Genomic DNA, 24,337 nt, shown 5'->3' with positions numbered 1-24,337 from the left:
AGGTGAACACGATGGCGAAGAAACCAAGACAATCAGTAGTTCCAAAGTCTGCTTCTCAAGAACAACCATCCACTTTAAAGGATTTGCTTCGTTCAGATGTATTGGAGCAGCTTCAAGCACGGTCGACTGAGTTGAAAGCAGCAGAAGACCAGCGTAAAGCAGCGATTAGAGAACAAGCCGAGGAAGCGAAGAAGGCAGAGCGCAAACGCCTAGATAACGATTTTGGACATTTGCTTGAGAACAGTAAAATGGATTGGAAAAAATATAAATAGTTTTCTTAATGGACCCCGTACAAACATCCAAACAATTGGACATATTGGACATATGATGCCAATAACCGGATGGAGAGGGGGATGTAACCATGGGTGAAGTTGTTGGATTTGGAGGGTCTACTTCCACAGGATCTATTCTTGTATTATTTATTCTTTTAGTTATTATCTCTTGTACTTGTTTCAGTTAGGCGATATTCAATAGGAATAGATCGTGATATAACCCCATACCGCCACTATTGCGAATAGAGGCGGCTTTGTTTTCCCACCTTTTCTGCCACCCAGAGGAAAATAAAAAGATAAAAGCCCTCGTTAGGTTTACTAACAAGGGCTTTTATCTGGAGCCATCTCACGATGGCTCCTTCATGGGAGAGGAGAAACCGGACGAAGAGCTTATGGGGAAACGTAAGTCTTCTCCGCGGTTGTCTACGACATTTTTGATGTCGATGTTATAAGGATTGACGATTTGCAGTGAATATATACGCGGTTAGAGTTAAATATTTTATAAGGAATCGTATTTTATGTTTTTGTGTAATTCCTCAAGAATGTGTTACGATAATAGAGAATTCAAGCAGAAATAGGAGACAAACGAACGTGAGAGTCATTTCAGGTAAGGCTAGAGGAAGATCACTAAAGGCAGTGCCGGGTATGGGCACACGTCCGACAACAGATAAGGTAAAAGAAGCAATATTCTCAATGATTGGACCCTATTTTGACGGTGGTACAGCACTAGATTTGTTTGCAGGTACGGGTGGTCTGGGAATTGAAGCGCTAAGCCGCGGAGTGGACAAAGCGATTTTTATCGATATGGATAAGAAAAGTGTGGATACAGTCGTACATAACTTGGATGTGACGAGGCTGCGCGAACAGGCGGAAATTTATCGTAATGATGCGAATCGAGCTATTAAGCTGCTCGCGAAGCGAGGGATGAAGTTTGATATCGTATTTTTGGATCCGCCTTATCGGTTGAAAATAATCGAAGAATTGATGATAGCTCTAGAAGAAGGGCAGCTATTGGCAGAAGATGCGATCATCGTTGTGGAAACCGACTCAGAAGATGAATTGCCAATGCATATTGGAAACTGCGTTAGCAATCGACGTTCTGATTACGGCGAAATTGCTGTAACCATATATAACTATTTAGATTCATCTCATAAGGAGTGAAGGGTATCATTATGGAACAACCAGTGAAAAACATGCGGGTTGCCGTATATCCGGGAAGCTTTGATCCAGTAACGAACGGACATCTAGATATTATTCATCGAGCTGCTAAGGTGTTTGATAAACTTATTGTTGCTGTACTTAATAACACGTCCAAAAATCCGTTATTCACATTAGAAGAACGGATGGAACTGCTTCGTCAATCGACGAAAGATTTAACGAATATTGAAGTTGATGGGTTTAGGGATTTGCTTGTGAATTATATGAAGCAGCGCCAAGTGCATGTCATTGTAAGAGGATTGCGTGCCGTATCTGATTTTGAATACGAGCTGCAGATGGCATCTACAAATCGTAAATTGAGTGATGAAGTGGAGACGTTCTTTATGACATCTACACCGCAATACTCCTACTTAAGTTCATCGATTGTAAGAGAAATTGCAAAGTTCCATGGGCCAGTTTCTGAGCTTGTATCACCTGAGGTTGAAGAAGCACTTCGTACGAAGTTTCCCTCTCCTCCTAATAAAATCTAATTACGCTTAGCAAGATATAAGGCGCGAAGTAAAAGAGATATGCAGCAGGATGCGGTAAGAAGTAGTACCAACATAATCGCTACCTGCTGCATCATCGGCCACATGCCATAGGCTGTGGCCTGCTCCTGTGCGGCGTTCGAGGCCGCGGCGTTCAAGAAGCTGGGCAGGCTGTTGCCATAGCCCAGCGCAAACCACGGTCGCCACAGGGCGACCGTCAACACCGCCGCCAGCATGCCATGCAGCAGGCGAAAGCGCAGAAACGGACCGTACCGAAGGTCCGTTTCCTGCGTTAACGCGCGCACCTGTGCGTGCACGGAGAAGCCGCCCCAGCCGAGTACGAAGGCGACACCTGCGACCTGCCACATGAGAGGTAGGCCACTCTGACTCCACGCGTAGGCACCAAGATGCGGCTCGAAGATACCACTCATTAAGGCGCTTATGGCTGTGCTAAGGGGTGCGGCAGCGCTTTGCGGTACAATTGCCCCAAGTAGAGCCACGACGCCAGCAATAAGCCCTGACATGGTTAGAGCATGGAGTAACACGGAGAACATCAAGATATAACCGCCGATCACCATAAGATTTCCGACTGAGATTGTGACCGAGTCACCTAGTAGTTTTCCGAATGAACGTCCATCATGCATATAGGCTGCTTTCATCACTGCTAGAGGGGAACCGATAGTTCCGCGGTGTGTTTGATTCCCATCCATTTGTTTTTCTTCCTTGCTAGAGTTACGTCGTTTTATTTTTACTACTCGTTGAAAACTCAGAATAGCGATTAGGATGGCAGCTAAATAATGAATAACAAGCAAGAAACCACCAATAGCAGGACTTGTGAAAAAAGAGACACCAATAACGGACAAAATGAGAACGGGGGATGCTAGGTGTGATAATGCTACTAATCGTTCACCCTCATCCTGATCAATGAGCTTCTCTTTGCGGAGTAAGGCTGTTGCTTTAGCCCCGGTAGGAAAGCCGCTCATGGCGCCAGTCGTAATGGCCCATCCGCTAACACCTGGTAAACGAAGCAGTAAACGAAGCAGGGGATCGAGAATAGCACCGATTCCATGCAGTATCCCAAGTCCTACTAACAATTCGGTTAGAATAAAGTAAGGCAGCAGTGCTGGGAAAACATATTTCCACCAGACTTGCAATCCATGAAGTGAAGCTTGAAAAGCTTGGTCTGGAAATGCGATAATAACAGCTACGCAGGCAGCAGATGTAAGGCCTAATAGCAACGTGCCGCGTTTTTGGGAGACGATTTTTCGATTCAAATTAGGCATGTGAATCACTCCATATGTAAAGGATGAATTGAAATATGTATTCGTACATATTTACGCCTAAAAAAATCGTTTAGACCAAGCCCTCGTTACATAATATAGAAGTACCCTGAGCATTGGGACAACTTTATAGAGGAGAGATGATCGATGTCAGATCGGGAAGAGCAGGAGCCGTCAACACATGAATCGATCCAAGAAGGGGCGGGCTATCAACCACGACCGGTAAAGAAAAAACCATCAAATTCGCGGATCATTTCCTCGGTCATTATTGGAATAATTCTCGTATATGTACTTGTATTTATTCGGTTGCCTTATGTGATTTATAAGCCAGGAACAGCAGAGCAAGTTCGTCCGATGGTAACCGTAAAAGGTGGATCAGATGAGGAAAAAGGGTCGCTTATGCTTACGACTGTTCTTGTGGCGAGCACAAATGTGATTAAATATTTAGTCGCTTTGGTACATCCTTACGAAGAACTGCATTTGAGAAAAGATTTGTTTCAGCCAGGAGAGTCGGAAGATGAATATGCGCATCGGCAGCAATATGTGATGATGTCGTCTCAGAGCAGCGCAATCCAAGCTGCTTACAATGCTGCGAAAGTACCTTATCATATTTCAGGTGATGGTGTGATGACGATGCGAATCATCGAGGGTATGCCCGCTGCATCAACGCTGCGTAGCGGGGACATCATTACAGCGATTGATGGGATAACAATATCATCGGCAGCGGACTTGCTTAAAGCGTTGGAGAACAAAAAAGAAGGTGATGCTGTTCAAGTTACGTATACACGAGGTGGAAAACCGAACACGGCTTCTGTAGCTCTTGCTGTATTGCCTGATGATACATCTGTAAGCCCGGCTCCAACTAGTACTACAGCTCCCAAACGGGTAGGTCTTGGCATCACGAAGCTTGCAGATGTCCAATCCATTCGTGCGGACCAACCAGAGAAACAGGTTGAAGTACACGCAGGAGAGATTGGAGGGCCATCTGCAGGCCTAATGTTCGCGCTGGAGATCTATAATCAGCTTGTGGCGGGCGACATTACGAAGGGGCATAAAATAGCGGGTACAGGAACGATAACTGTAGATGGTAAAGTAGGTCCTATCGGCGGGATCAAGCATAAAGTTGTTGCTGCATCTCGAGAAGGAGCGGAGATCTTTTTTGCACCCAAAGAGTATGTCGCTGCAAATGGTCAAAAAGTGGATAACTATTCAGAGGCATTAGAAAGAGCGAAAGATATGGGAACTAAAATGAAAATTGTGCCAATTGGCACGATGGAAGAGGCATTAAAGTACTTGGAAAGTTTGTCTACACAATAAACAATTTACAGCCTCGGTATTCTCTCATTTTTGTCTATGATTTGCATTATCAGGTTGACAAAAGACTCAAAAAATCGATATAATTATTTTTGTTTGTTTGGAGTGATCGTCATGCTATTAAACATTAAAGAATTAGCCGCCAAAGAACACGCGGTTCCAATTACAGGTCAAGTTGATCTCTCTTCAACTTTGAACGGCCGTAAAGACGTATTAACTTTCGGCCCCTTACAGCTTAATCTTCGTGCAAGTCATGTTGGTGGAGTTGTTGAAGTAGACGGAACGATGGATTTGGAGCTCGAACAGAGCTGCTCACGTTGTTTAGGACCCGCTAAGCAATCGCTCCATATCCCATTTCGGGAGCTTTTTACTCAGCAACCGGATACGATCGACGGTGACGAGTCGGAGGACATGCACCTCGTGACGGAGGATAAGGTTGATTTATTGCCTTATGTAGTGGAAAATGTACTTGTTGAGCTGCCTTATGTACCGCTATGCAAGTCGGATTGCCCTGGGTTATGTCCAACATGCGGTCATGACCGTAATGAAGGGGAATGCGGCTGCAAAGAAGATAACATTGATCCTCGACTAGCGGGACTAGCTGATTTTTTTAAGCAATGAAACCATGCACAACAACAGCAATGTGAATTTTGTGAAGGAGGTGGGAACATATGGCAGTACCTCAGAGAAGAACGTCTAAAACTCGCCGCGACATGCGCCGTACTCACTTTAAATTAGCAGTACCAGGAATGGTAAAATGCGAACAGTGTGGAGAATTGAAAATTTCTCATCGCGTTTGCAAAAACTGCGGAACGTACAAAGGCAGAGAAATCGTTAAGGCGTAATGCCGAGAAGAATAGTACTTCATCCTTGGATGGAGTACTATTTTTTTATGTAATGGAAGACTTTCCTTTTCGACACAATTTATATATACTACACTTTAGGATCTGGTAATAGAAGTTCCTTATACATGACAAGGGGGTGCTCCTTATGGCACGTCTTCCCAAACGGCAAAGACAGCAAGAACTCCAGCAAGCAATTACTGACAATCCGTTTATGACGGATGAAGAGTTAATGCGGCGCTTTGAAGTGAGCATCCAAACGGTTCGTCTGGATCGACTTGAACTTGGGATTCCTGAACTGCGAGAACGAATTAAACAGATGGCGGAACAATCTTATGATCAAGTTCGCTCATTACCGCTTAGCGAAATCATTGGTGAAGTTATAGATTTACAGCTAGATAAGAGTGGTATTTCAATTTTCGAACTGAAAGAAGAACATGTTTTCTCCAGAACGCAAATTGCGCGAGGACATCATATTTTTTCACAGGCTAATTCACTTGCTGTTGCGGTCATTAATGATGAAATTGCACTGACAGGTTCAGCTAACATTCGTTTTATTCGTTCCGTTAGGCTAGGAGAGAAGTGTATTGCGAAAGCGTACGTTCGGTCGATATCTAAAGGGAAAGCAAAGGTAGAAGTTATTACTTACGTAGGCGATGAGAGGGTGTTTGAAGGCACATTCGTCATTGTTCACTCGATGAGCAGCGTGTAAACGACTCTTTTGCCAATTCATAGAAATTATAGCGATTGGGGTCATGCCGTTATGATAGAGCGATTTGGCATTACAACAGAGCCTTTATCTATAGATACTGTTTCCAAGACCGTCATACACCGCAATGCAGGTGCTGTGCTTACCTTTACAGGAACTGTACGGGAGATGACGCAAGGGAAGCAGACTCTATTTTTACAATATGAAGCATATCTAGAGATGGCTGTGAATAAACTACGCCAGATTGGTGATGAGATCGAAGTTCGATGGCCGGGCACGATAACTGCAATTTGGCATCGGATTGGTAGACTAGAGATCAGTGATATCGCAGTAGTGATTGCTGTTGCGACTGCGCATCGTGCTGAGGCATATGAGGCAAATCGTTATGCGATAGAGCGAATTAAGGAAATTGTACCGATATGGAAAAAAGAACACTGGACAGATGGCGAGATGTGGATAGGCGATCAGCTTGAACGAACACCATACCCATCGGGACAACCGGAAAAGGAAGATCATCATGATTAAAGTGCTGCTTTTTGCCCAGATGAAGGAAATGGTTGGATCAGGAGAAATCGTGATTGACCAGGATCGGATGACGATTGGTGAATTGAAGCAATATATGAATCAAAGGTATGGTATGCATGAAAATGCACCTATGATGGTCGCAGTAAATGAGCAATTTGCCGATGATAAACAAGAGGTTGTAAGCGGGCAAGTGGTCGCATTTATACCGCCTGTAAGCGGGGGCTAAACATCTTCACTGCGCGGTTTACATATTATTATTTTGACCTTCTTTTTATGAGCATGATATGATGAACATTAAGTGCATTTTTTGGGAAAGGGTTGACTCACCTACGAAAATGATACCTTCAAAGGGTCAATTAAGCAGGTTTGGAGCAACCACTTAGGAGGATGAGTATGCGGATAGCAATTGATGTCATGGGTGGCGACCATGCACCGCAAGCAATTGTAGAAGGTGCTATAACGGCAGCGAAGGAATGGTCAGATATTAGTCTGATCTTAGTCGGTGATCGTGATCAAATTCTAGCGATATCACCTAATCTTCCTGCGAATGTAACAATTGAACATACCACGGATGTTATCGGACCAGATGATGAGCCTGTAAAGGCAGTGCGTCGAAAAAAGGATGCCTCGATGGTAGTCGCGGGTAGACTAGTTAAAGATGGTGAAGCAGAAGCAATGATTTCTGCTGGAAATACAGGTGCTTTACTGACAACGGGTTTACTTGTTGTAGGTCGCATTCAAGGGATTGAACGACCGGCACTTGCGCCAATGATCCCGACAATGGATGGGAAAGGCGTACTTGCTCTTGATCTTGGCGCTAACATGGATGCAACTCCGGAGCAGCTGAAGCAATATGCAGTAATGGGGAGTGTATATCGTGAGAAGGTTCATGGAATTGTAAAACCGCGTGTTGGTCTTCTTAATGTCGGGACCGAAGCGATGAAAGGAAATGAACTAACGAAGGGTGCATACCCTTTACTTGAAGAAGCGCCGGTTCACTTTGTGGGCAATGTCGAATCGAAGACTATTTTGCAAGGATCATGTGATGTAATTGTATGTGATGGTTTCGCAGGTAACATTATGTTAAAAACTCTTGAAGGAGCAGCAGGAACACTGCTGTCTATGTTGAAGAAGGAGTTTAAGCGATCTGCACTTACGAAGATTGCGGCACTGATCATGAAGCCTGGTTTATCACAATTTAAAAAGTTCGATTATAAAGAGCATGGTGCGGCACCACTTTTAGGAACGAATGGTTTGGTACTAAAAAGTCATGGATCTTCAAATGCAGTAGCGATTAAAAATGCTGTACGCCAAGCGCGAATTGCGATCCAAAACGATTTAGTTGGAACTATTTCAAAGGAAATCAGTCAGGGGAAGTGAGAGAAATGATGCAATTAACCCCGGTAGGGATATTAGGAACAGGTAAGTATGTACCTGAGCGTGTGCTTACGAATCAGGAATTGGAATCAATGGTTGAGACGAATGACGAGTGGATTGTCACGCGTACGGGTATTCGTGAGCGCCGCATTGCAGCACCTAATCAAGCAACCTCCGATTTAGCTTTTGAAGCTGCTCAAGAGGCACTTAAAAATGCTGGTATCGGCGCTGAAGAGCTTGATTTGATTGTTGTCGCAACGATTACACCGGATATGTCATTCCCATCGACTTCTTGCATTTTGCAAACGAAGCTTGGTGCGAAAAAGGCAGCTGCTTATGATATTTCGGCGGCTTGCTCCGGTTTTATTTACGGTCTAGCGAATGCCTCTAATTTTATTGCGACAGGCACATATAAGTATGCACTTGTTATCGGCGCAGAGTGTCTATCGAAAATTACGGACTATGAAGACCGTAATACATGTATCCTGTTCGGAGATGGAGCAGGTGCAGTTGTCTTAGGCCCAACGACTGAAGGTCGCGGCTTCCAATCTTTTGAGCTTGGAGCAGATGGTTCAGGTGGCGAACTATTGAAAATTGCGGGCGGCGGCTCGCGCTACCCATCTTCCCTTGAAACTGTGAATGGTAAGATGCACTATATTTATATGGCTGGTAGTGAAGTGTTCAAGTTTGCTGTACGTATTATGGGTAATGCAGCAGAGGAAGCACTTCGCAAAGCAGGCAAAACGAAATCAGATATTGATTTACTCGTTCCACATCAAGCAAATATTAGAATTATTCAATCGGCATTAAATCGATTGGATTTAACTGAAGATAAATGTATGATGAATCTGGATAAATACGGTAACATGTCAGCGGCTTCTATTCCTGTCGCATTAGCCGAGGCGGTTGAGAGCGGTCGTATTCAAGAGGGTAATTGCATTGTACTCGTTGGATTCGGCGGCGGACTTACTTGGGGTGCTTCAGTCATTAATTGGTAGAGGAGACGTCTGATCTTATGGGTAAAATCGCATTTGTATTTCCGGGACAAGGTTCCCAGTCTGTAGGTATGGGAAAAGATTTATATGCTTCTCACTCAGAATCGAAAGCATTCTTTGACCGTGCGGATGAAGCACTCAGGATTAAACTTTCCGAGCTCATGTTCGAGGGTCCTGAAGCTGATCTTAAAATCACATACAACACACAACCTGCGCTGCTAACGATGAGTGTAGCTTGTCTAGAAGTTTTTAAAGCAAAAGGCATTGTACCTGATTATGTTGCGGGTCATAGCTTGGGTGAATATAGTGCACTTGTGGCTGCAGGTGTCATTTCCTTTGAAGATGCTGTTCGCACAGTTCGCGCACGTGGTGAATTTATGGAACAGGCAGTACCAAGTGGACAAGGAGCTATGGCTGCTGTTCTTGGTGCGGAGCGACAGGCTTTGGCAGAACTTTGTGCAGATATTGCACGTACTGGTAGTCTTGTTGAACTTGCTAACATCAATTGTCCAGGTCAAATTGTTGTATCGGGATCTAGTGAAGGAGTAAGCGGAGTTGTGGCACGTGGTAAGGAAGCGGGTGCGAAACGTGTAATTCCGCTAGAAGTGAGCGGGCCGTTCCATTCTTCATTAATGAGGCCTGCTGCTGAGCGTCTTGCAGAGACACTAGGTGGTGTATCGATGTCTGAAGCATCTATACCTGTTGTTGCTAACGTGACAGCGAGTCCTGTGACATCACCAGATGAGATCCGTAAGCTGCTTGTACAGCAAGTTTACTCCCCTGTTCTATGGGAAGACACTGTAGCTTATCTTGCTGCACAAGGTGTGGATACATTCATTGAGCTAGGTTCTGGCTCTGTATTAGCAGGGTTAATCAAGAAAGTTGATCGTTCATTAAGAACAGTATCAATTGGTTCACTTGAAGCTGCTCAGCAATTTGCAGCTGAACAATAAGAGCAACTAGCGTGTAGATGATAGAGGGGGTAAACATATGCTTACAGGAAAATCTGTGTTAGTTACAGGCGCATCACGGGGGATTGGTCGAGCTATTGCACTACAAATGGCAGAGGCAGGCGCTGATGTTGCTGTGAACTATGCTGGTAATGAAACTGCTGCTGCTGAGGTTGTACAAGCCATTGAAGCAATGGGCCGTAAAGCGATTAAAATTCGCGCAAATGTTGCATCTAGCGCTGAAGTTGATGCGATGATAAAGGAAGTAATCGAAGCATTTGGCAAGATTGATATCCTCGTGAATAATGCAGGTATTACGCGTGACAATCTAATCATGCGTATGAAAGAAGCAGAATTTGACGAGGTCATTAATACAAATCTGAAGGGTGTATTCAACTGTATCAAGTCAGTTACACGCCCGATGATGAAGCAACGTTATGGCCGTATTATTAACATCACCTCTGTTGTTGGTGTACTTGGCAATGCGGGACAAGCTAACTATGTAGCAGCTAAAGCTGGTGTGATCGGTTTGACGAAATCGGCAGCAAGAGAATTGTCCTCTCGTGGTATTACGGTGAATGCTGTAGCACCAGGGTTTATTGATACGGATATGACGGATCAATTATCAGAGGAAATTCGTACATCTATGCTGGGTCAAATCCCGCTAGCTCGCTTTGGTCAGCCTGACGATATTGCCAAGACTGTCCGCTTCTTAGCATCTGATGATGCTTCCTATATGACAGGTCAAACCCTGCATGTAGACGGCGGCATGTACATGTAATTCAAGGGTGAAACACTAGGCTCTGGAATTTTGATGTAAAGTTATATATAATACCAAGGAGGAGGTGAACCGGATGTCCGACGTATTAGATCGCGTTAAGCGTATTATCATTGATCGTCTAGGGGTAGATGAGGCAGAAGTCACCCTCGAAGCATCTTTTAAAGATGATTTAGGCGCTGATTCTCTTGATGTAGTAGAATTGGTGATGGAACTTGAAGATGAATTTGATTTGGAAATTTCCGATGAAGATGCGGAGAAGATTACTACAGTAGGTCAAGTTGTAGACCACATTAAATCTCATACCTAGAGTTGCGAGTCCCGTTCTTAACCAAACGGGACTTCTCCTCATTATAAGAAGCTTTACTTAATTTAAAATACAAACACGGTTAATCATATAGAGGTGGTCAAAAGTGAAACGAGTCGTAATTACGGGTTTAGGCGTTATCACCTCACTAGGTAAAGAGGTTGAAACGTTTTGGGGTAATCTTTTAGATGGAAAGTCAGGCGTTTCGCATGTTGAGTCATTCGATGTGAGTGAATATCCGACACGTATTGGGGCTTCCATTAAAGACTTTAACCCCGAAGATTATATTGATCGTCGCGAAGCGCGTCGTATGGATCGTTTTGTTCAGTTCGCGGTAGCTGCAACCGACAAAGCGATGAAGGATGCGAAATTAGATGTAAGAGAATTAGCAGATCCTGAGAGAGTCGGCGTATCTGTCGGTTCAGGTATCGGTGGTTTACAAACATGGGAAGAGCAGCATAAGATTTTACTTGAAAAAGGACCGAAACGCGTTTCACCTTTTTTCATTCCGATGATGATCGCGAATATGGCTTCAGGCCAAATCTCGATGATTACCGGAGCGAAAGGGCCGAATACGACTTCTGTAACGGCTTGTGCAACGGGTACACATTCGATCGGTGATTCTTTCAAGCTCATCAAACATGGGGAAGCAGATGTCATGATCTGTGGTGGAGCGGAAGCAACGATTTCACCAACAGGTATGGCTGGGTTCTGTGCACTGCGTGCAATGTCTACTCGCAACGAAGAGCCGGAGAAAGCAAGCCGCCCGTTTGATACAGATCGTGATGGTTTTGTAATGGGTGAAGGTGCTGGAATTTTGATTCTAGAATCGCTTGACCATGCTCAAGCTCGTGGTGCGCACATTTATGCTGAGGTTATTGGTTATGGTATGAGTGGCGATGCTCACCATATGACAGATCCAGATCCAGATGGTGCAGCACGTTGTATGATCAAGGCGATTAAAGATGCTGGAATTTCACCGAGTGAAATTGATTATATCAATGCTCATGGTACTTCCACGCCAGTTGGCGATAAATCAGAAACGATTGCCATTAAGAAAGCACTAGGCGATCATGCCTATAAAGTAGCAGTAAGCTCAACAAAATCGATGACAGGCCATTTGCTTGGAGCAGCTGGTGGGGTCGAGGCCGTTATTTGTGGATTGACAATTGAACGCGGTATCATTCCGCCAACAATCAATTTGGAAAACCCAGATCCTGAATGTGATCTTGATTATGTGCCGAATCACCCTCGCCAAGCAGAAGTTAAAGTTGCAATGTCTAACTCATTTGGTTTTGGTGGACATAACGCGACAATTCTGCTTAAAAAATTCGAAGAGTAAATGCCATTAGCCATTGACCAAAGCTAGCACAATGTCAGTCTCATGGGGTGGTGAATTGCATCATGAATCGGAACTTAAAGCACTTACAATCGGAACTTGGGATTACTTTTCGAAATAGTGACTTGTTAAAGCAAGCTTTTACACATTCTTCTTATGTGAATGAACACCGGATTGCAGGACATCGGGACAATGAACGGCTTGAGTTTCTAGGGGATGCTGTACTTGAACTTTCCGTATCAGAGTATTTATATGAAACGTATCCGGATCGATCTGAAGGGGAATTGACGAAGCTGCGGGCTTCCATCGTGTGCGAACCGTCACTCGTTACATTTGCTGAAAAGTTGAATTTTGGAGCCTTTGTCTTACTTGGAAAAGGTGAGGAATTAACGGGTGGACGTACGCGGCCATCTCTACTTGCAGATGTATTCGAGTCGTTTATTGGTGCGCTATACTTGGATCAAGGATTGTTGGCCGCAAGTTCGTTTTTGCGAAAGTATGTGTTTGGGAACATCCCAACTGCGGGTAAACATCTCATTATTGATTATAAAACGTTTTTACAAGAACATACCCAGCAACACAGCATGGGGTCGCTTGAATATCGAATTGTAGATGAGCGGGGACCTGCTCATGAAAAACAATTTGTGGCTGAAGTGCATATGGATGGTTCTATCTTAGGTCAAGGCATAGGTCGATCTAAGAAAGAAGCTGAACAAGGTGCAGCGGCACAAGCGTTAGAGAAATTAGACGTAAGCATTGAAATTAGATAATCGCTTAGCAAGCTGGATATACAGCTACATGAATCGACTTCAGTAAGGTTATGAGGTCGATTTTTTTATTTTCATTTTGTAGATAAGAGTCGATGAGGGGCGTGCTAATGTGAGTAAGAGAAAGATAAGTACATATGGGTTCATATTTTGTTTGGTATTGTTCATTGTGGTGACGTGGTGTACAGATGATGCAAAAGCAGAGAAGGCTCCGTTAATAATAGATAAGCAATTGGAAAAGGTTATTCGTAAACAAATCTATAAACCTACAGGTACACTTGTAAAAGCCGATATGTTGAAACTAAAGGTGCTTCAAGTGCCTCAAAATCAGTCTGTATTAAGCTTAGAAGGCTTACAATACGCAACAAATTTACGAGCACTTATAATTGAAGGAAATCAAATTACTTCTCTCGATCCAATTGCAAAATTAACCAAATTGAACAGTGTGGTATTGGATCATAACAATATTATCGATATAAGTCCTTTACAAGGGTTAACTAATTTGCAATACGTGTGGATTGACCACAATCAAATCAAGGATCTTACGCCTCTAACATCTCTCAAACAGCTAGCGGAAGTTTCTGTTGCGGGAAATCCACTTCATGATGCGTCAATAGATTTAGTTAAAGCTTTTGAGGAAAAAGGAATGATTACTAAATATGAGAATGAGGAATCAACAATGGAACTTCCGGCAAATGGAGTATCCATGCATCCGCTTTCTGTTTATTTTGGAGACAAACTTATATATTCTGGCGAATTACCGGAAGAAAAAAGCTCCGTAGTCATGATTCCGCTTCGACCAGTGGCTGAGGCGCTAAACATGACAATGGATTGGAATCAAGATACACAAGTAATCAAAATTGCTCGTGAGCGATTAAAAATCAATTTACAGATCGGCAGTTCGGTAGCGACTATGGATGGCAGGGAAATTCAATTAGCAGCAGCCCCACGTCTTGAAAAGGGAGACACGCTTATTCCCCTGCAGCTTATTGCTCAAACGACAGATCATGAAGTGAGTTGGAGTGAAGAGTTTCGTGAAACGGACATCATTTCGGGATATAGCTCGTATGTCAATGAAATGCTGCATTCCTATTTCCTAAAGTATGAAGGTGCGACGAAAGAGGGCAAACCGCACGGTAAAGGTAAGTATATGTGGGAAGATAACAAGGTGTGGTATGAAGGGAATTTTGTAGACGGGAAAATACAAGGAAATGGAACTTTGTATGATGTATATGCGCCAGGTAGGTACTACACGGGTGGGTTCGATCAAGAGATCCCAAATGGTGATGGGAAAATTGTGTATGAAGATGGAAGTTATGCCCTTGTACACATGCAAAAAGGGAAACGTGAAGGGCTTGTGAAATCATATAATGCAAATCAAGTTCTCATGCATGAAGTTCAGTATAAGAACGATAGAATCGATGGACAGGGTACGAATTATTCTGATGATGGATATAAGTACGTAGGTTACTTCAAGCAGGATGGTTCATTAACGGGTCAGGGAAAAATATTTCTGAAAGATGAATTAATTTATGAAGGGAATTTTGAGGATGGTTACAGTAATGGAATTGGAAAGATTTATCACACTGGCAAGTTAACCTATGAGGGAGACTTTTATCGTGATCAGCCTTTCGGGTGGGGAACTAGCTATGATACACAAGGGAAAGTGCGATATGTAGGCGAATTAGTGAATAATTACTTCATTGGACAAGGGACTTCCTATATGACAAATGGTGATGTGTATACAGGTGAGCATTACATGGGATTGCCCGATGGTAAAGGTGTCTTGAAAAATGCAGAAGGAAAAGTTTTGCAAGAGGGAGATTTTTTTGCAGGTAAGTATGATCCAGATCTTGAGAAAACAAAGCTCACAGAAGCTTACGTGATCCATTCTTTGCAAAAAAAGTTGGATTATAAAGTAAACGAGAGTGGAGATAAAAGTGATAAAGAATCAGAAGCAGATTCTGTAAACATGTACTTGGAGTTCTCCAGTGAAGAGGATTTGCTCCAATTCAAAGCATTGTCCGAAAACGGTAAGCGATCTCTTATTATTGCATTTATTCATGATCATTGGTCAGAACTATCGAATATGAAAGAATGTCTTACTGTTATTACGTTTGAAGGTCGTTCTTATGCTTCAGCCATAGTAGGTGAGAAAACAAAACCGTCTACAATGGAATTTGAATATTTTCCTAATGGACACTAGTGCAAAATGGATTTACTGGAGGACTCCATCCGGGGCGCGGGTTGTGTTACAATAGGTGCTGAGGTGAGACCATGTTTTTGAAACGGATTGAATTGTCTGGCTTCAAGTCATTTGCAGATCGCACGGAGCTGGAATTTGTACAGGGTATTACGGCTGTAGTAGGACCGAATGGGAGCGGGAAGAGTAACATATCCGACGGCATACGCTGGGTACTTGGTGAACAAAGCGCACGATCACTACGTGGTGGAAAAATGGAAGATGTCATTTTCGCAGGTAGTGATGCGCGTAAAGCGGTCAATTACGGTGAAGTATCTTTAACACTGGATAATGCGTCGCAGACATTACCACTCGATTTTGGAGAAGTAACTGTCACCCGTCGTGTACATCGTAGTGGAGATAGTGAATATTTTATCAATAAACAGGCTTGTCGCCTGAAAGATATAACTGAACTGTTCATGGATACAGGTATCGGTAAAGAAGCTTATTCCAGCATTGGACAAGGCCGGATTGAGGAGATTTTAAGTACGAAATCTGAGGACCGACGCAGTATTTTTGAAGAAGCTTCTGGTATTGTGAAATACAAATCACGGAAGAAAGAAGCGGAGAAGAAACTTGCGGATACGGAGCAAAATTTGCTGCGTATTCATGACTTGGTTTCAGAATTGGATGCACAGGTAGAACCGTTGCGTAAACAGTCGGAGAAAGCGGTGCGATTTAAACAATTAAAAGAGACTTTGAAAAAAAGTGAAATTGCCCTTTATGTGCACGAAATTGAGGGGATTCATGCCGCATGGGAAGAAGGAAGTCAAAAGCTGGTTGAACTTGGCAAGGAGCAGGAGAAGCTCTCAACAGTTGTACAGCTTCATGATGCACATCTCGAAGAACATCGATTGGCGGAGCGTCGCTTAGAAGATGAAGTCAATACCTTACAAGCTACGCTGCTGCGTCTTAGTGAGGAAGTGGAGAAGAATGAAGGTTACGGGGAAGTGCTGCGGGAACGCAAGAAACATTTTGGCAGTAATCGGGAAACATTGCTCCAAAGTATCACTTCGCAACAAACGCGTATAGAAGGTCGTCAGATTGAGTTATCCGAACAGCAGGGTAAATTGACTGTAGTCACACAAGATCTTCAGGAGCTTGAAAAGGTTCTCAAAGAGGAAGAAATTCGACTGCTGGGTGTTAGCGGTGGTCTTGGAACTGAGGCAGAAGAATTACTTAAAACCGAATTGCTAGAAATTATGAATGCCATTGCCGCAGCTCGTAACGATATTCGGTATGCGGAGCAGCAGAGTGATAGCTTGAATCGTCGGTTAGAGAAGTTAGAAGAAGAGCGCCAGAAATGGTCAAAACAACAAGATGAGCTTGTAGAGCGAAGAAAGTTGTTAGATGGATCAATTGAAGAGGCAACAAGAGCGCTCGATGAAGTTCGAACCAAGTATGTGGAGGCAACTCGTCAATTACGGGAAAAAGAAAAAGCAGCCGAGGAAGAGCAGGTTATTGCACGTAAAGTGGAAGGCCGTATGGATGCGTTAATTTCCCGTCGCGATACAATGGTGGAGCTGCAAGACGATTTTGATGGTTTTATGCATGGTGTTAAAGAAGTGCTTAAAGCCAAACGAAACAATCACTTAAAAGGAATTCGCGGCGCAGTTGCGGAACTCGTAAGAGTTCCGGCTGAAGTAGAGGTCGCTGTTGAGACAGCGCTTGGAGGCGCTTTGCAAAATGTCGTCGTGGAGACGGAGAAGGATGGTCGTACGGCGATTGCCTTTTTGAAACAAAGACAATTAGGGCGAGCTACCTTCCTACCGATGGATGTTATTCGTGGACGTTCGATCAGTGACAACGAGCGAAGAGCCATGCAGGAAGCTGCTGGGTTTGTCGGTGTTGCTGTTGATTTAGTCAGTTTTGAAACCGAATATACAGCAATTATCGCAAGCTTATTAGGGAATGTTGTAATCGCAGAGACACTGGAAGATGCAAACCGAATTGCTGCAAAAGTTGGTTATCGTTACCGTGTAGTTACTCGCGAAGGTGATGTCGTCAATGCTGGTGGTTCCATGACAGGGGGTTCCCATGCGAAGAAAACAGCGAATCTGCTTGGACGTAAACGCCAGATCGAAGAGCTGGAGAAAGAGATTGTATTATCTGATGTTGAGTTAAAAGAATGCAAGCAGCGGGTTGCTAATGTGAAAGCTGAAATTGCACAAGCGAACCGTGATTTGCAAGAGCTGCGTGATTTAAGTGAAACGAAGCGGATCGAAGAGCAGAGCTTACTCAGTGAACGAAGTGCCTTGAATGCAGAGGCGCGCTCAATAGATGAAGGACTCAGTGAAGATACACAAGACCGCGATTCACTCAAAGCTGAACGAACGGAGCACATACAGAAGAAAGAACAGAGTAGGATCGAGCTTGCTGAGCTTGAGAAAGTGGATGCAGAGCTCCAACAGAAATTACGTGATGCAGAATTAGCTCGTAAAGCAAGTGAGTTTGCGAAAGAAGAATTACAAGAGCATTTGACTGGACTCAAAGTAAAGGTAGCCGCAACTTCTCAAGTGAAACAAGGCTTACTTGCCGAACAGAAACGAATCGAGCAGGAACTTGCTCAAGTTCAGCAAGAACTGACAGATAGCCAAGAAAGCTTACGTCAACTTGAGCGAAGTGCAGAGATGAATGAGGCGGAATCCATTGCGCAGCTCGAAGCCTTGAATCAAGCGAAGCTACGTCGTAGCGAGTGTGCAGAGCAGATCGAGTTCAAGCGTGCAGAACGTGCTGATTGGCTTCGTAAGCTAGAGCAGGAGGAGAGTCACACTCGTGAGCAGCGTGTTGCACTTAAAGAAGTGGAGTCTACGCTTCATGCAACGGAAGTCCGAGTGAACCGTCTAGATGTTGAACTGGATAATTTACTTAAGAAATTGAGTGAAGAATACGAGCTTAGCTATGAACTGGCGAAGGAACGTTATCCGATTCCGGAGGATATTCCTGGTGCACAGTCTGAGGTTCGTGAGTTGAAACGAGAAATCGCATCGCTTGGCAGCGTGAATCTAGGTGCAATTGAAGAATATGAACGCGTATATGAACGCTATGACTTCTTGTCAGCGCAACAGAACGATTTAATCGAAGCGAAGACTACCTTGTATGGTGTTATTCGTGAAATGGAAGACGAAATGTCAAAAAAATTCAAAACGACTTTCGATGCGATTCGTTCCCATTTCGGTACGGTTTTCTCGAAGTTATTTGGCGGCGGTAGAGCTGATCTTATTCTATCTGAACCAGATAATCTTTTAGAGACAGGGATCGAGATTGTAGCGCAGCCACCAGGTAAAAAGCTGCAGAACTTGAGCTTGCTGTCAGGGGGAGAGCGTGCACTTACTGCGATTGCTTTGTTATTTTCAATTTTACATGTGAAACCTGTACCGTTCTGTGTCCTGGATGAAGTTGAGGCAGCACTTGATGAGGCGAATGTATCACGGTTTGCGGAGTACCTTCGTGAGTTTGCGGAATCTACACAGTTTATCGTTGTAACACACCGTAAAGGTACAATGGAAGAAGCAGATGTATTGTACGGTGTGACAATGGAAGAAGGCGGCGTATCGAAGCTTGTCTCTGTTCGTTTAGAGGAAGAAGATAGCTTCATTTCGGCATCTTAATTGAAGTAAAATGTAGTTGATCATACAAGAGGAGTGACTAGACAAGATGAGTTTTTTTCGTAAATTAAAGGAAAGTATTGCTTCCAAAGCGGAGCAAGTAACATCAAAGTTTAAAGATGGATTAGCAAAAACACGCGATGCGTTCGTGGATAAGGTTGAGGATTTATTTTCACGCCGTAAAAAGATTGATGAAGATTTCTATGAAGAATTAGAAGAAATTTTAATTGGTGCCGATGTTGGTGTGAACACGGTGATGAATTTGATGGATGAGCTTCGTGCTGCAGTACGTAAGAACAAGATTGAAGACCCTAATGATCTTCAACCGATCTTGTCTGAGAAGCTTGTTGAGCTGCTTCGCGGTGAGGAAAATAATGAGCTGCGCATGTCCGGAAATGGACTAACTGTTATTTTATTTGTGGGTGTGAACGGAGTTGGTAAGACGACAACGATTGGTAAGATGGCGCACCGATTTAAATCTCAAGGTAAAAAGGTTTTGCTAGCAGCAGGTGATACGTTCCGTGCAGGTGCGATTGAACAACTTGAAACTTGGGGCGCTCGTGTCGGCGTAGATGTAATTAAGCAACAATCTGGCTCTGATCCAGCCGCTGTTATGTTCGACGCTGTACAAGCAGCTAAGAACCGTGGAGTGGACGTATTATTGTGTGATACGGCCGGACGTTTGCAAAACAAAGTAAACTTAATGGAAGAACTTGCAAAAATTTATCGTGTGATTCAACGTGAAGTTCCAGATGCGCCGCATGAGACTCTACTCGTGCTTGATGCTACTACAGGTCAAAATGCACTTAGCCAAGCAAAAATGTTCGGAGATAAGGCAGGATTGACGGGACTTGTTCTAACGAAACTTGATGGGACAGCAAAAGGCGGTATTGTTATTGCAATCCGTCAAGAATTGAACATTCCTGTGAAGTTCGTCGGTTTAGGCGAGAAGATGGATGACCTTGAAGTATTTGATTCTGAGCAATTTGTTCATGCGTTATTTGGAAAATGGGCTTCTGAAATGGGCGAAGAAGTGAAAGAATAATATTTCCCATCAGCTGACAAGGTAAAAGCCTTGACAATGCATTTGATATCAAGTAAGATAGTCAATGTTGCAGATGTAAAGGTATTTACCTTGACGGAGGCGGGAACAATGAAAGATGAATTGCTTGCAAAGACGAATCGCATGAATCTGCTGTTTGATTTTTACGAGCTCCTGCTGACGGAGAAGCAACGTACTTTTCTTGCGTATTATGTACATGATGATTATTCATTAAGTGAAATCGCAGAAAACGTTGGTATATCACGCCAAGCCGTGTACGAGCATATCAAACGTGCGGAGAGCATGTTGCACGAATATGAGGCGAAGCTTGGATTACTTCAAAAGTTTGAGCAAAGACAACAGTTAATGCGAGAACTTGATCGTGTGATTGTAAGCTTAGATGATGAGAATAAAACAAAAGCAAAATTACTGATTGAACAAATAGAACGGATCGATTAGAGAGAAGGTGAGCGCTCATGGCATTTGATGGATTGGCAAGTCGTTTGCAGAATGTGTTTAGCAAGCTACGCACGAAAGGAAAGCTTACAGAAGACGATGTCAATGATGCGCTGCGTGAAGTTCGCCTGGCATTACTCGAAGCGGACGTAAACTTCAAGGTTGTAAAAGAATTTATCGCGAAGGTCAAAGAGAAAGCAGTTGGCCAAGAGGTAATGAAGAGTTTTACACCAGGGATGCTCGTTGTTGATATTGTAAATAAAGAATTAACAGAGCTTATGGGTGGTACTCAAAGTAAGCTTGCACGTTCAAACAAGCCGCCAACAGTGATTATGATGGTCGGTTTGCAAGGGGCGGGTAAGACGACTTCGTCAGGTAAGCTTGCAAAGTTACTTACGAAGGAAGGTCGTAGACCTTTACTTGTAGCGGGTGATATTTATCGTCCTGCAGCCATTAAGCAGCTTCAAGTGCTTGGAGAACAATTGAAAGTGCCTGTATTCTCACTTGGGGATCAGGTAAGCCCAGTTGAGATTGCTAAACAAGCTTTAGCACATGCTTCTGAGAATGGCCATGATTACGTCATTGTCGATACAGCGGGTCGTCTTCATATCGATGAAACACTAATGGATGAACTTCGTAATGTTCATGCAGCAGTAAATCCAGATGAGGTCTTGCTCGTAGTCGATGCAATGACTGGACAAGATGCCGTTAACGTAGCTGAAAGCTTCCATAAGCAGCTAACACTTACTGGTGTTGTACTTACGAAGTTGGATGGAGATACGCGCGGTGGTGCTGCACTCTCCGTTAAAGCCGTAACAGGTTGTCCGATCAAGTTTGCCGCTATGGGCGAGAAGCTTGATGCATTAGAGCCATTCCACCCAGAACGGATGGCATCTCGGATACTTGGTATGGGTGATGTACTTACCTTGATCGAAAAAGCGCAAGCAGGTATTGATGCTGATAAAGCAAAGGAAATGGAGCGTAAGATGCGTAATGCAGAATTTACGTTCGATGATTTCTTAGAGCAAATGGAGCAGGTTCGTAAAATGGGGCCGCTTGATCAGATCTTAGATATGCTGCCTGGTGCTAATAAGATGAAGGGCATGAAGGATCTGAAAGTCGATGATAAGCAATTGACTCGTATTGAGGCGATTGTGCGCTCGATGACAAAGGAAGAGAAGGTGAAACCTGAACTTCTGAATCACAGCCGCCGGAAGCGGATTGCCGCAGGTTCGGGTAACTCCATTACGGAAGTGAATCGTTTCATCAAACAATTCGAAGATATGCGGAAGATGATGAAGCAGTTCTCGGGTATGATGGGTCCTAAAGGTAAGGGTATGAAAGGTTTAAAAGGCAAGCTTGGTAAAGGTTTCAAATTTCCTTTTTGAGGGATTGAATATATAACTTTTATTCTATTATGGAGGTGAATTATACATGGCAGTTCGTATTCGTCTAAAGCGTATGGGTGCTCACAAAGCTCCTTTCTATCGCGTAGTTGTTTCAGATTCCCGTTCCCCGCGTGACGGTCGTTTCATCGAGGAAATCGGTTTCTACAACCCGGTTGCACAACCAGCAGTTGTGAAAATCGACGAAGAGAAAGCATTGAAATGGCTTTCCAACGGTGCGCAAGCATCCGATACAGTTCGTAACCTGTTCTCCAAAGCAGGTCTTATGACTAAGTTTCACGAGCTTAAATTGCAGAAGTAATAATCTGCTCACTCGGAGGGAATTATGAAAGATGTAATCATCGTTATCGCCAAGGCGCTCGTTGATCATCCCGAGGATGTTAGCGTAGGTGTAGAAGAGAGCGCGAGCAGTATCGTCTACAAATTGTCCGTGAACGCTGAGGATATCGGCAAAGTAATAGGCAAGGGCGGTCGGATCGCGAAGTCACTTCGCTCCATCGTCACATCCGCAGCAGTGAAACAAAGTAAACGTGTGACTGTAGAAATTGTTTCATAAAAGGGTTAGGACTTGATCCTAACCTTTTTCTTTATAAGGACATATTCGGGAGGTTGAATCATCAGCATGAGTGAACCATTGTATACAGTAGGTGAGATTGTTAATACGCATGGCATCCGTGGTGAATTAAAAGTAGTACCCCATACGGATTTTGCTGATCAGCGTTTTGCATCGGGTAACCAGCTTATTATTGTGGATGTGAAAGGAACGCAAACACCTGTTGTCGTTCAATCTTCTCGTTTACATAAAAAAACGTATATCATTACGCTTAAAGATTTTAACAACATTAATCTGGTGGAGAAGTTTAAAGGTTCTCTGCTGAAAATAGCTGCATCTGAGCAGGAAGAACTTGAAGAGGATGAGTATTACTACCACGAAATTATTGGCTGTGCAGTTGTCACGGAACAGGGTGAAACCCTCGGCACGATAAAAGAAATTTTGTCTCCTGGCGCTAATGATGTATGGGTGGTTAAACGTCCAATGGGTAAAGATCTGCTTCTACCAGTAATTGATGAAGTGATCTTAGATGTGAATGTGGATGAGAAAAAGGTAATCGTATACCTGATGGAAGGTTTGCTGGAAGAATGAGAATTGATGTCATGACGCTTTTTCCGGAAATGTTCGAAGGTGTGTTTAATTCTTCGATCCTAGGTAAAGCCAAGGATAAGGGGATTGTGCAGCTCGGTACAGTTAATTTCCGGGATTATGCGAACAATAAACATAATACAGTGGATGACTATCCTTATGGCGGTGGAGGCGGTATGGTGCTCAAAGCAGAGCCGCTATTCACTGCTGTTGAATCGCTTACTGCTCAGTTGCAGGAGTCGGCAGGTTCTGATGAACCAGTGAAGAAGCCGCGTGTCATCTTGATGTGTCCACAGGGCGAGCCGTTCTCACAGCGTAAAGCCGAGGAGCTGTCTCAAGAGGAGCATCTGATCTTCGTATGCGGTCATTATGAGGGATATGACGAGCGTATTCGTGAGTTTCTTGTGACGGATGAACTGTCGATTGGCGACTATGTGCTTACAGGCGGTGAGCTACCTGCCATGGTTATGATCGATGCGGTCGTACGTCTTAAACCAGGTGTGCTGGGCAATGAAATGTCCGCCGTGACCGATTCGTTCTCCACAGGACTACTGGAATACCCACAGTACACACGTCCCGTCGAGTTTCGCGATATGCGTGTTCCTGATATCTTAATGTCGGGTCACCATAAGAACATTGATGCGTGGCGTCGTCAGCAGTCCTTTTTACGTACGTTAAAGCGTCGTCCGGACATGCTAGAGGGCCGCAAATTATCGAAGGAAGAAGCGCAGTGGAAGCGTGAATACGAGCAGGAACTGCGTGAGAAGAAGTGAAAATATTTATCATAGGGAAATGCTTGTAATATGCTGCTGCCTATGTTATAATATCAAATGTTGTGCTGGTTTTTAATCTGATGGTCCTCTACGCTATTGAGCGGTATGAACATCTGAGTGGAAGGAGGAGTCATATATGAATCTTATTCAGGAAATTACAAAAGAGCAATTGCGTACGGATCTTCCTAACTTCCGTCCAGGAGATACTCTTAAGGTACACGTAAAAGTTATCGAGGGATCTCGTGAGCGTGTTCAGCTGTTCGAAGGTGTTGTAATCAAACGCCGCGGCGGCGGGATTTCTGAAACATTCACAGTTCGTAAGATTTCTTACGGCGTTGGTGTTGAAAGAACATTCCCATTGAATAGCCCGAAACTAGAAAAGATTGAAGTGGCTCGTCGTGGTAAAGTACGTCGCGCGAAACTTTATTATCTTCGTGGTCTTCGTGGTAAAGCTGCAAGAATTCAAGAAATTCGCTAATAATGAAGGGGCTTGTTATGCAAGCTCCTTTTTAGTTTCTAATATCACAAA

28 protein-coding genes are annotated in these 24,337 nt (G+C 43.7%); 27 read left to right on the top strand and 1 reads right to left on the bottom strand.

Annotation, left to right across the window (positions count from 1 at the left end; genetic code table 11):
* Window positions 1–11: 11 nt before the first annotated feature.
* From ACSBOP_RS13185 to coaD, 4 genes are all read left to right on the top strand, one after another.
* Complete coding sequence (locus ACSBOP_RS13185) at window positions 12–272, top strand: YqkE family protein (protein WP_442600992.1); 261 nt, start codon at window positions 12–14, stop codon at window positions 270–272.
* Window positions 273–361: 89 nt separating this feature from the next.
* Window positions 362–460 carry a YjcZ family sporulation protein gene (locus ACSBOP_RS13180; RefSeq protein WP_442600991.1) on the top strand — a complete coding sequence of 33 codons (99 nt, stop codon included), beginning with the start codon at window positions 362–364 and terminating at the stop codon, window positions 458–460.
* A gap of 403 nt (window positions 461–863) precedes the next feature.
* Entirely contained in the window at window positions 864–1,433 is a 570-nt protein-coding gene (gene rsmD / locus ACSBOP_RS13175) for a 16S rRNA (guanine(966)-N(2))-methyltransferase RsmD (protein ID WP_442600990.1), read from the top strand.
* 11 nt (window positions 1,434–1,444) lie between these two features.
* On the top strand, window positions 1,445–1,960 hold the full coding sequence (coaD, locus tag ACSBOP_RS13170; protein WP_442600989.1) for a pantetheine-phosphate adenylyltransferase: 516 nt from the start codon (window positions 1,445–1,447) through the stop codon (window positions 1,958–1,960).
* On the opposite strand, the gene ACSBOP_RS13165 is transcribed toward coaD, so the two are convergent.
* Complete coding sequence (locus tag ACSBOP_RS13165) at window positions 1,957–3,240, bottom strand: nucleoside recognition domain-containing protein (protein WP_442600988.1); 1,284 nt, start codon at window positions 3,238–3,240, stop codon at window positions 1,957–1,959. The two genes, coaD and ACSBOP_RS13165, sit on opposite strands and share 4 nt — an antisense overlap.
* A gap of 144 nt (window positions 3,241–3,384) precedes the next feature.
* Here ACSBOP_RS13165 and ACSBOP_RS13160 point away from each other — a divergent pair, with 144 nt between their 5' ends.
* The 23 genes from ACSBOP_RS13160 to rplS all read left to right on the top strand — a co-directional run bounded on the left by ACSBOP_RS13160 (window position 3,385) and on the right by rplS (window position 24,286).
* Window positions 3,385–4,554 (top strand): SepM family pheromone-processing serine protease, encoded by a 1,170-nt coding sequence (locus tag ACSBOP_RS13160; RefSeq protein ID WP_442600987.1) that lies wholly within the window; start codon window positions 3,385–3,387, stop codon window positions 4,552–4,554.
* Between the two features lie 111 nt (window positions 4,555–4,665).
* Window positions 4,666–5,172, top strand: coding sequence for a YceD family protein (locus tag ACSBOP_RS13155; RefSeq protein WP_442600986.1), 507 nt, complete (start codon window positions 4,666–4,668; stop codon window positions 5,170–5,172).
* Window positions 5,173–5,222: 50 nt separating this feature from the next.
* Window positions 5,223–5,396 carry a 50S ribosomal protein L32 gene (gene rpmF, locus ACSBOP_RS13150; protein ID WP_442600985.1) on the top strand — a complete coding sequence of 58 codons (174 nt, stop codon included), beginning with the start codon at window positions 5,223–5,225 and terminating at the stop codon, window positions 5,394–5,396.
* A gap of 145 nt (window positions 5,397–5,541) precedes the next feature.
* A complete protein-coding gene (gene fapR, locus ACSBOP_RS13145) occupies window positions 5,542–6,105 on the top strand; it encodes a transcription factor FapR (protein ID WP_442600984.1) in 564 nt (187 codons plus the stop codon).
* 51 nt (window positions 6,106–6,156) lie between these two features.
* A complete protein-coding gene (locus tag ACSBOP_RS13140; protein WP_442600983.1) occupies window positions 6,157–6,627 on the top strand; it encodes a molybdenum cofactor biosynthesis protein MoaE in 471 nt (156 codons plus the stop codon).
* On the top strand, window positions 6,620–6,853 hold the full coding sequence (gene moaD, locus ACSBOP_RS13135) for a molybdopterin converting factor subunit 1 (RefSeq protein ID WP_442600982.1): 234 nt from the start codon (window positions 6,620–6,622) through the stop codon (window positions 6,851–6,853). The genes ACSBOP_RS13140 and moaD overlap by 8 nt, the downstream gene beginning before the upstream one ends.
* A 167-nt stretch (window positions 6,854–7,020) precedes the next feature.
* Window positions 7,021–8,007 carry a phosphate acyltransferase PlsX gene (gene plsX / locus ACSBOP_RS13130; protein WP_442600981.1) on the top strand — a complete coding sequence of 329 codons (987 nt, stop codon included), beginning with the start codon at window positions 7,021–7,023 and terminating at the stop codon, window positions 8,005–8,007.
* 8 nt (window positions 8,008–8,015) lie between these two features.
* Window positions 8,016–9,002 (top strand): beta-ketoacyl-ACP synthase III, encoded by a 987-nt coding sequence (locus ACSBOP_RS13125; RefSeq protein ID WP_442604471.1) that lies wholly within the window; start codon window positions 8,016–8,018, stop codon window positions 9,000–9,002.
* Between the two features lie 17 nt (window positions 9,003–9,019).
* Window positions 9,020–9,952 (top strand): ACP S-malonyltransferase, encoded by a 933-nt coding sequence (gene fabD / locus ACSBOP_RS13120; protein ID WP_442600980.1) that lies wholly within the window; start codon window positions 9,020–9,022, stop codon window positions 9,950–9,952.
* A 37-nt stretch (window positions 9,953–9,989) separates the two neighbouring features.
* Window positions 9,990–10,730 carry a 3-oxoacyl-[acyl-carrier-protein] reductase gene (fabG, locus tag ACSBOP_RS13115; RefSeq protein ID WP_442600979.1) on the top strand — a complete coding sequence of 247 codons (741 nt, stop codon included), beginning with the start codon at window positions 9,990–9,992 and terminating at the stop codon, window positions 10,728–10,730.
* Between the two features lie 73 nt (window positions 10,731–10,803).
* Complete coding sequence (gene acpP / locus ACSBOP_RS13110) at window positions 10,804–11,037, top strand: acyl carrier protein (RefSeq protein WP_258205942.1); 234 nt, start codon at window positions 10,804–10,806, stop codon at window positions 11,035–11,037.
* A 103-nt stretch (window positions 11,038–11,140) separates the two neighbouring features.
* A complete protein-coding gene (gene fabF, locus ACSBOP_RS13105; protein WP_442600978.1) occupies window positions 11,141–12,376 on the top strand; it encodes a beta-ketoacyl-ACP synthase II in 1,236 nt (411 codons plus the stop codon).
* A 62-nt stretch (window positions 12,377–12,438) separates the two neighbouring features.
* Window positions 12,439–13,143 (top strand): ribonuclease III, encoded by a 705-nt coding sequence (gene rnc / locus ACSBOP_RS13100; RefSeq protein WP_442600977.1) that lies wholly within the window; start codon window positions 12,439–12,441, stop codon window positions 13,141–13,143.
* A gap of 109 nt (window positions 13,144–13,252) precedes the next feature.
* On the top strand, window positions 13,253–15,346 hold the full coding sequence (locus ACSBOP_RS13095; RefSeq protein WP_442600976.1) for a stalk domain-containing protein: 2,094 nt from the start codon (window positions 13,253–13,255) through the stop codon (window positions 15,344–15,346).
* 71 nt (window positions 15,347–15,417) lie between these two features.
* Window positions 15,418–18,993: a chromosome segregation protein SMC gene (gene smc, locus ACSBOP_RS13090; RefSeq protein ID WP_442600975.1), complete on the top strand. Its 3,576-nt coding sequence runs from the start codon at window positions 15,418–15,420 to the stop codon at window positions 18,991–18,993.
* A 46-nt stretch (window positions 18,994–19,039) separates the two neighbouring features.
* Complete coding sequence (gene ftsY / locus ACSBOP_RS13085) at window positions 19,040–20,035, top strand: signal recognition particle-docking protein FtsY (RefSeq protein WP_442600974.1); 996 nt, start codon at window positions 19,040–19,042, stop codon at window positions 20,033–20,035.
* Between the two features lie 108 nt (window positions 20,036–20,143).
* Entirely contained in the window at window positions 20,144–20,491 is a 348-nt protein-coding gene (locus tag ACSBOP_RS13080; protein ID WP_442600973.1) for a putative DNA-binding protein, read from the top strand.
* A 17-nt stretch (window positions 20,492–20,508) separates the two neighbouring features.
* Window positions 20,509–21,876 (top strand): signal recognition particle protein, encoded by a 1,368-nt coding sequence (gene ffh, locus ACSBOP_RS13075; RefSeq protein ID WP_442600972.1) that lies wholly within the window; start codon window positions 20,509–20,511, stop codon window positions 21,874–21,876.
* Window positions 21,877–21,922: 46 nt separating this feature from the next.
* On the top strand, window positions 21,923–22,195 hold the full coding sequence (rpsP, locus tag ACSBOP_RS13070) for a 30S ribosomal protein S16 (RefSeq protein ID WP_442600971.1): 273 nt from the start codon (window positions 21,923–21,925) through the stop codon (window positions 22,193–22,195).
* 24 nt (window positions 22,196–22,219) lie between these two features.
* Entirely contained in the window at window positions 22,220–22,450 is a 231-nt protein-coding gene (locus ACSBOP_RS13065) for a KH domain-containing protein (protein ID WP_258205933.1), read from the top strand.
* Window positions 22,451–22,516: 66 nt separating this feature from the next.
* Window positions 22,517–23,038, top strand: coding sequence for a ribosome maturation factor RimM (gene rimM, locus ACSBOP_RS13060; RefSeq protein WP_442600970.1), 522 nt, complete (start codon window positions 22,517–22,519; stop codon window positions 23,036–23,038).
* Window positions 23,035–23,808 (top strand): tRNA (guanosine(37)-N1)-methyltransferase TrmD, encoded by a 774-nt coding sequence (gene trmD / locus ACSBOP_RS13055; RefSeq protein WP_442600969.1) that lies wholly within the window; start codon window positions 23,035–23,037, stop codon window positions 23,806–23,808. The genes rimM and trmD overlap by 4 nt, the downstream gene beginning before the upstream one ends.
* A gap of 136 nt (window positions 23,809–23,944) precedes the next feature.
* The gene (gene rplS, locus ACSBOP_RS13050) at window positions 23,945–24,286 is read left to right on the top strand and encodes a 50S ribosomal protein L19 (RefSeq protein ID WP_442600968.1); all 342 of its coding nucleotides are present in this window, start codon (window positions 23,945–23,947) and stop codon (window positions 24,284–24,286) included.
* The last annotated feature ends 51 nt before the right edge of the window (window positions 24,287–24,337 follow it).

It is taken from the genome of Paenibacillus sp. KN14-4R, from assembly GCF_052180255.1.
Classification (GTDB): domain Bacteria; phylum Bacillota; class Bacilli; order Paenibacillales; family NBRC-103111; genus Paenibacillus_AM.
Note: the sequence above shows the minus strand (reverse complement) of the source record. Positions and strands in the feature narration are given on the sequence as shown.

Coding starts and splice junctions, on each gene's coding strand:
- ACSBOP_RS13185 (WP_442600992.1), top strand. CDS start 12: ATGGCGAAGAAACCAAGACAATCAGTAGTTCCAAAGTCTGCTTCTCAA.
- ACSBOP_RS13180 (WP_442600991.1), top strand. CDS start 362: ATGGGTGAAGTTGTTGGATTTGGAGGGTCTACTTCCACAGGATCTATT.
- coaD (WP_442600989.1), top strand. CDS start 1,445: ATGGAACAACCAGTGAAAAACATGCGGGTTGCCGTATATCCGGGAAGC.
- ACSBOP_RS13165 (WP_442600988.1), bottom strand. CDS start 3,240: ATGCCTAATTTGAATCGAAAAATCGTCTCCCAAAAACGCGGCACGTTG.
- ACSBOP_RS13160 (WP_442600987.1), top strand. CDS start 3,385: ATGTCAGATCGGGAAGAGCAGGAGCCGTCAACACATGAATCGATCCAA.
- ACSBOP_RS13155 (WP_442600986.1), top strand. CDS start 4,666: ATGCTATTAAACATTAAAGAATTAGCCGCCAAAGAACACGCGGTTCCA.
- rpmF (WP_442600985.1), top strand. CDS start 5,223: ATGGCAGTACCTCAGAGAAGAACGTCTAAAACTCGCCGCGACATGCGC.
- fapR (WP_442600984.1), top strand. CDS start 5,542: ATGGCACGTCTTCCCAAACGGCAAAGACAGCAAGAACTCCAGCAAGCA.
- ACSBOP_RS13140 (WP_442600983.1), top strand. CDS start 6,157: ATGATAGAGCGATTTGGCATTACAACAGAGCCTTTATCTATAGATACT.
- moaD (WP_442600982.1), top strand. CDS start 6,620: ATGATTAAAGTGCTGCTTTTTGCCCAGATGAAGGAAATGGTTGGATCA.
- plsX (WP_442600981.1), top strand. CDS start 7,021: ATGCGGATAGCAATTGATGTCATGGGTGGCGACCATGCACCGCAAGCA.
- ACSBOP_RS13125 (WP_442604471.1), top strand. CDS start 8,016: ATGCAATTAACCCCGGTAGGGATATTAGGAACAGGTAAGTATGTACCT.
- fabD (WP_442600980.1), top strand. CDS start 9,020: ATGGGTAAAATCGCATTTGTATTTCCGGGACAAGGTTCCCAGTCTGTA.
- fabG (WP_442600979.1), top strand. CDS start 9,990: ATGCTTACAGGAAAATCTGTGTTAGTTACAGGCGCATCACGGGGGATT.
- acpP (WP_258205942.1), top strand. CDS start 10,804: ATGTCCGACGTATTAGATCGCGTTAAGCGTATTATCATTGATCGTCTA.
- rnc (WP_442600977.1), top strand. CDS start 12,439: ATGAATCGGAACTTAAAGCACTTACAATCGGAACTTGGGATTACTTTT.
- smc (WP_442600975.1), top strand. CDS start 15,418: ATGTTTTTGAAACGGATTGAATTGTCTGGCTTCAAGTCATTTGCAGAT.
- ftsY (WP_442600974.1), top strand. CDS start 19,040: ATGAGTTTTTTTCGTAAATTAAAGGAAAGTATTGCTTCCAAAGCGGAG.
- ACSBOP_RS13080 (WP_442600973.1), top strand. CDS start 20,144: ATGAAAGATGAATTGCTTGCAAAGACGAATCGCATGAATCTGCTGTTT.
- ffh (WP_442600972.1), top strand. CDS start 20,509: ATGGCATTTGATGGATTGGCAAGTCGTTTGCAGAATGTGTTTAGCAAG.
- rpsP (WP_442600971.1), top strand. CDS start 21,923: ATGGCAGTTCGTATTCGTCTAAAGCGTATGGGTGCTCACAAAGCTCCT.
- ACSBOP_RS13065 (WP_258205933.1), top strand. CDS start 22,220: ATGAAAGATGTAATCATCGTTATCGCCAAGGCGCTCGTTGATCATCCC.
- rimM (WP_442600970.1), top strand. CDS start 22,517: ATGAGTGAACCATTGTATACAGTAGGTGAGATTGTTAATACGCATGGC.
- trmD (WP_442600969.1), top strand. CDS start 23,035: ATGAGAATTGATGTCATGACGCTTTTTCCGGAAATGTTCGAAGGTGTG.
- rplS (WP_442600968.1), top strand. CDS start 23,945: ATGAATCTTATTCAGGAAATTACAAAAGAGCAATTGCGTACGGATCTT.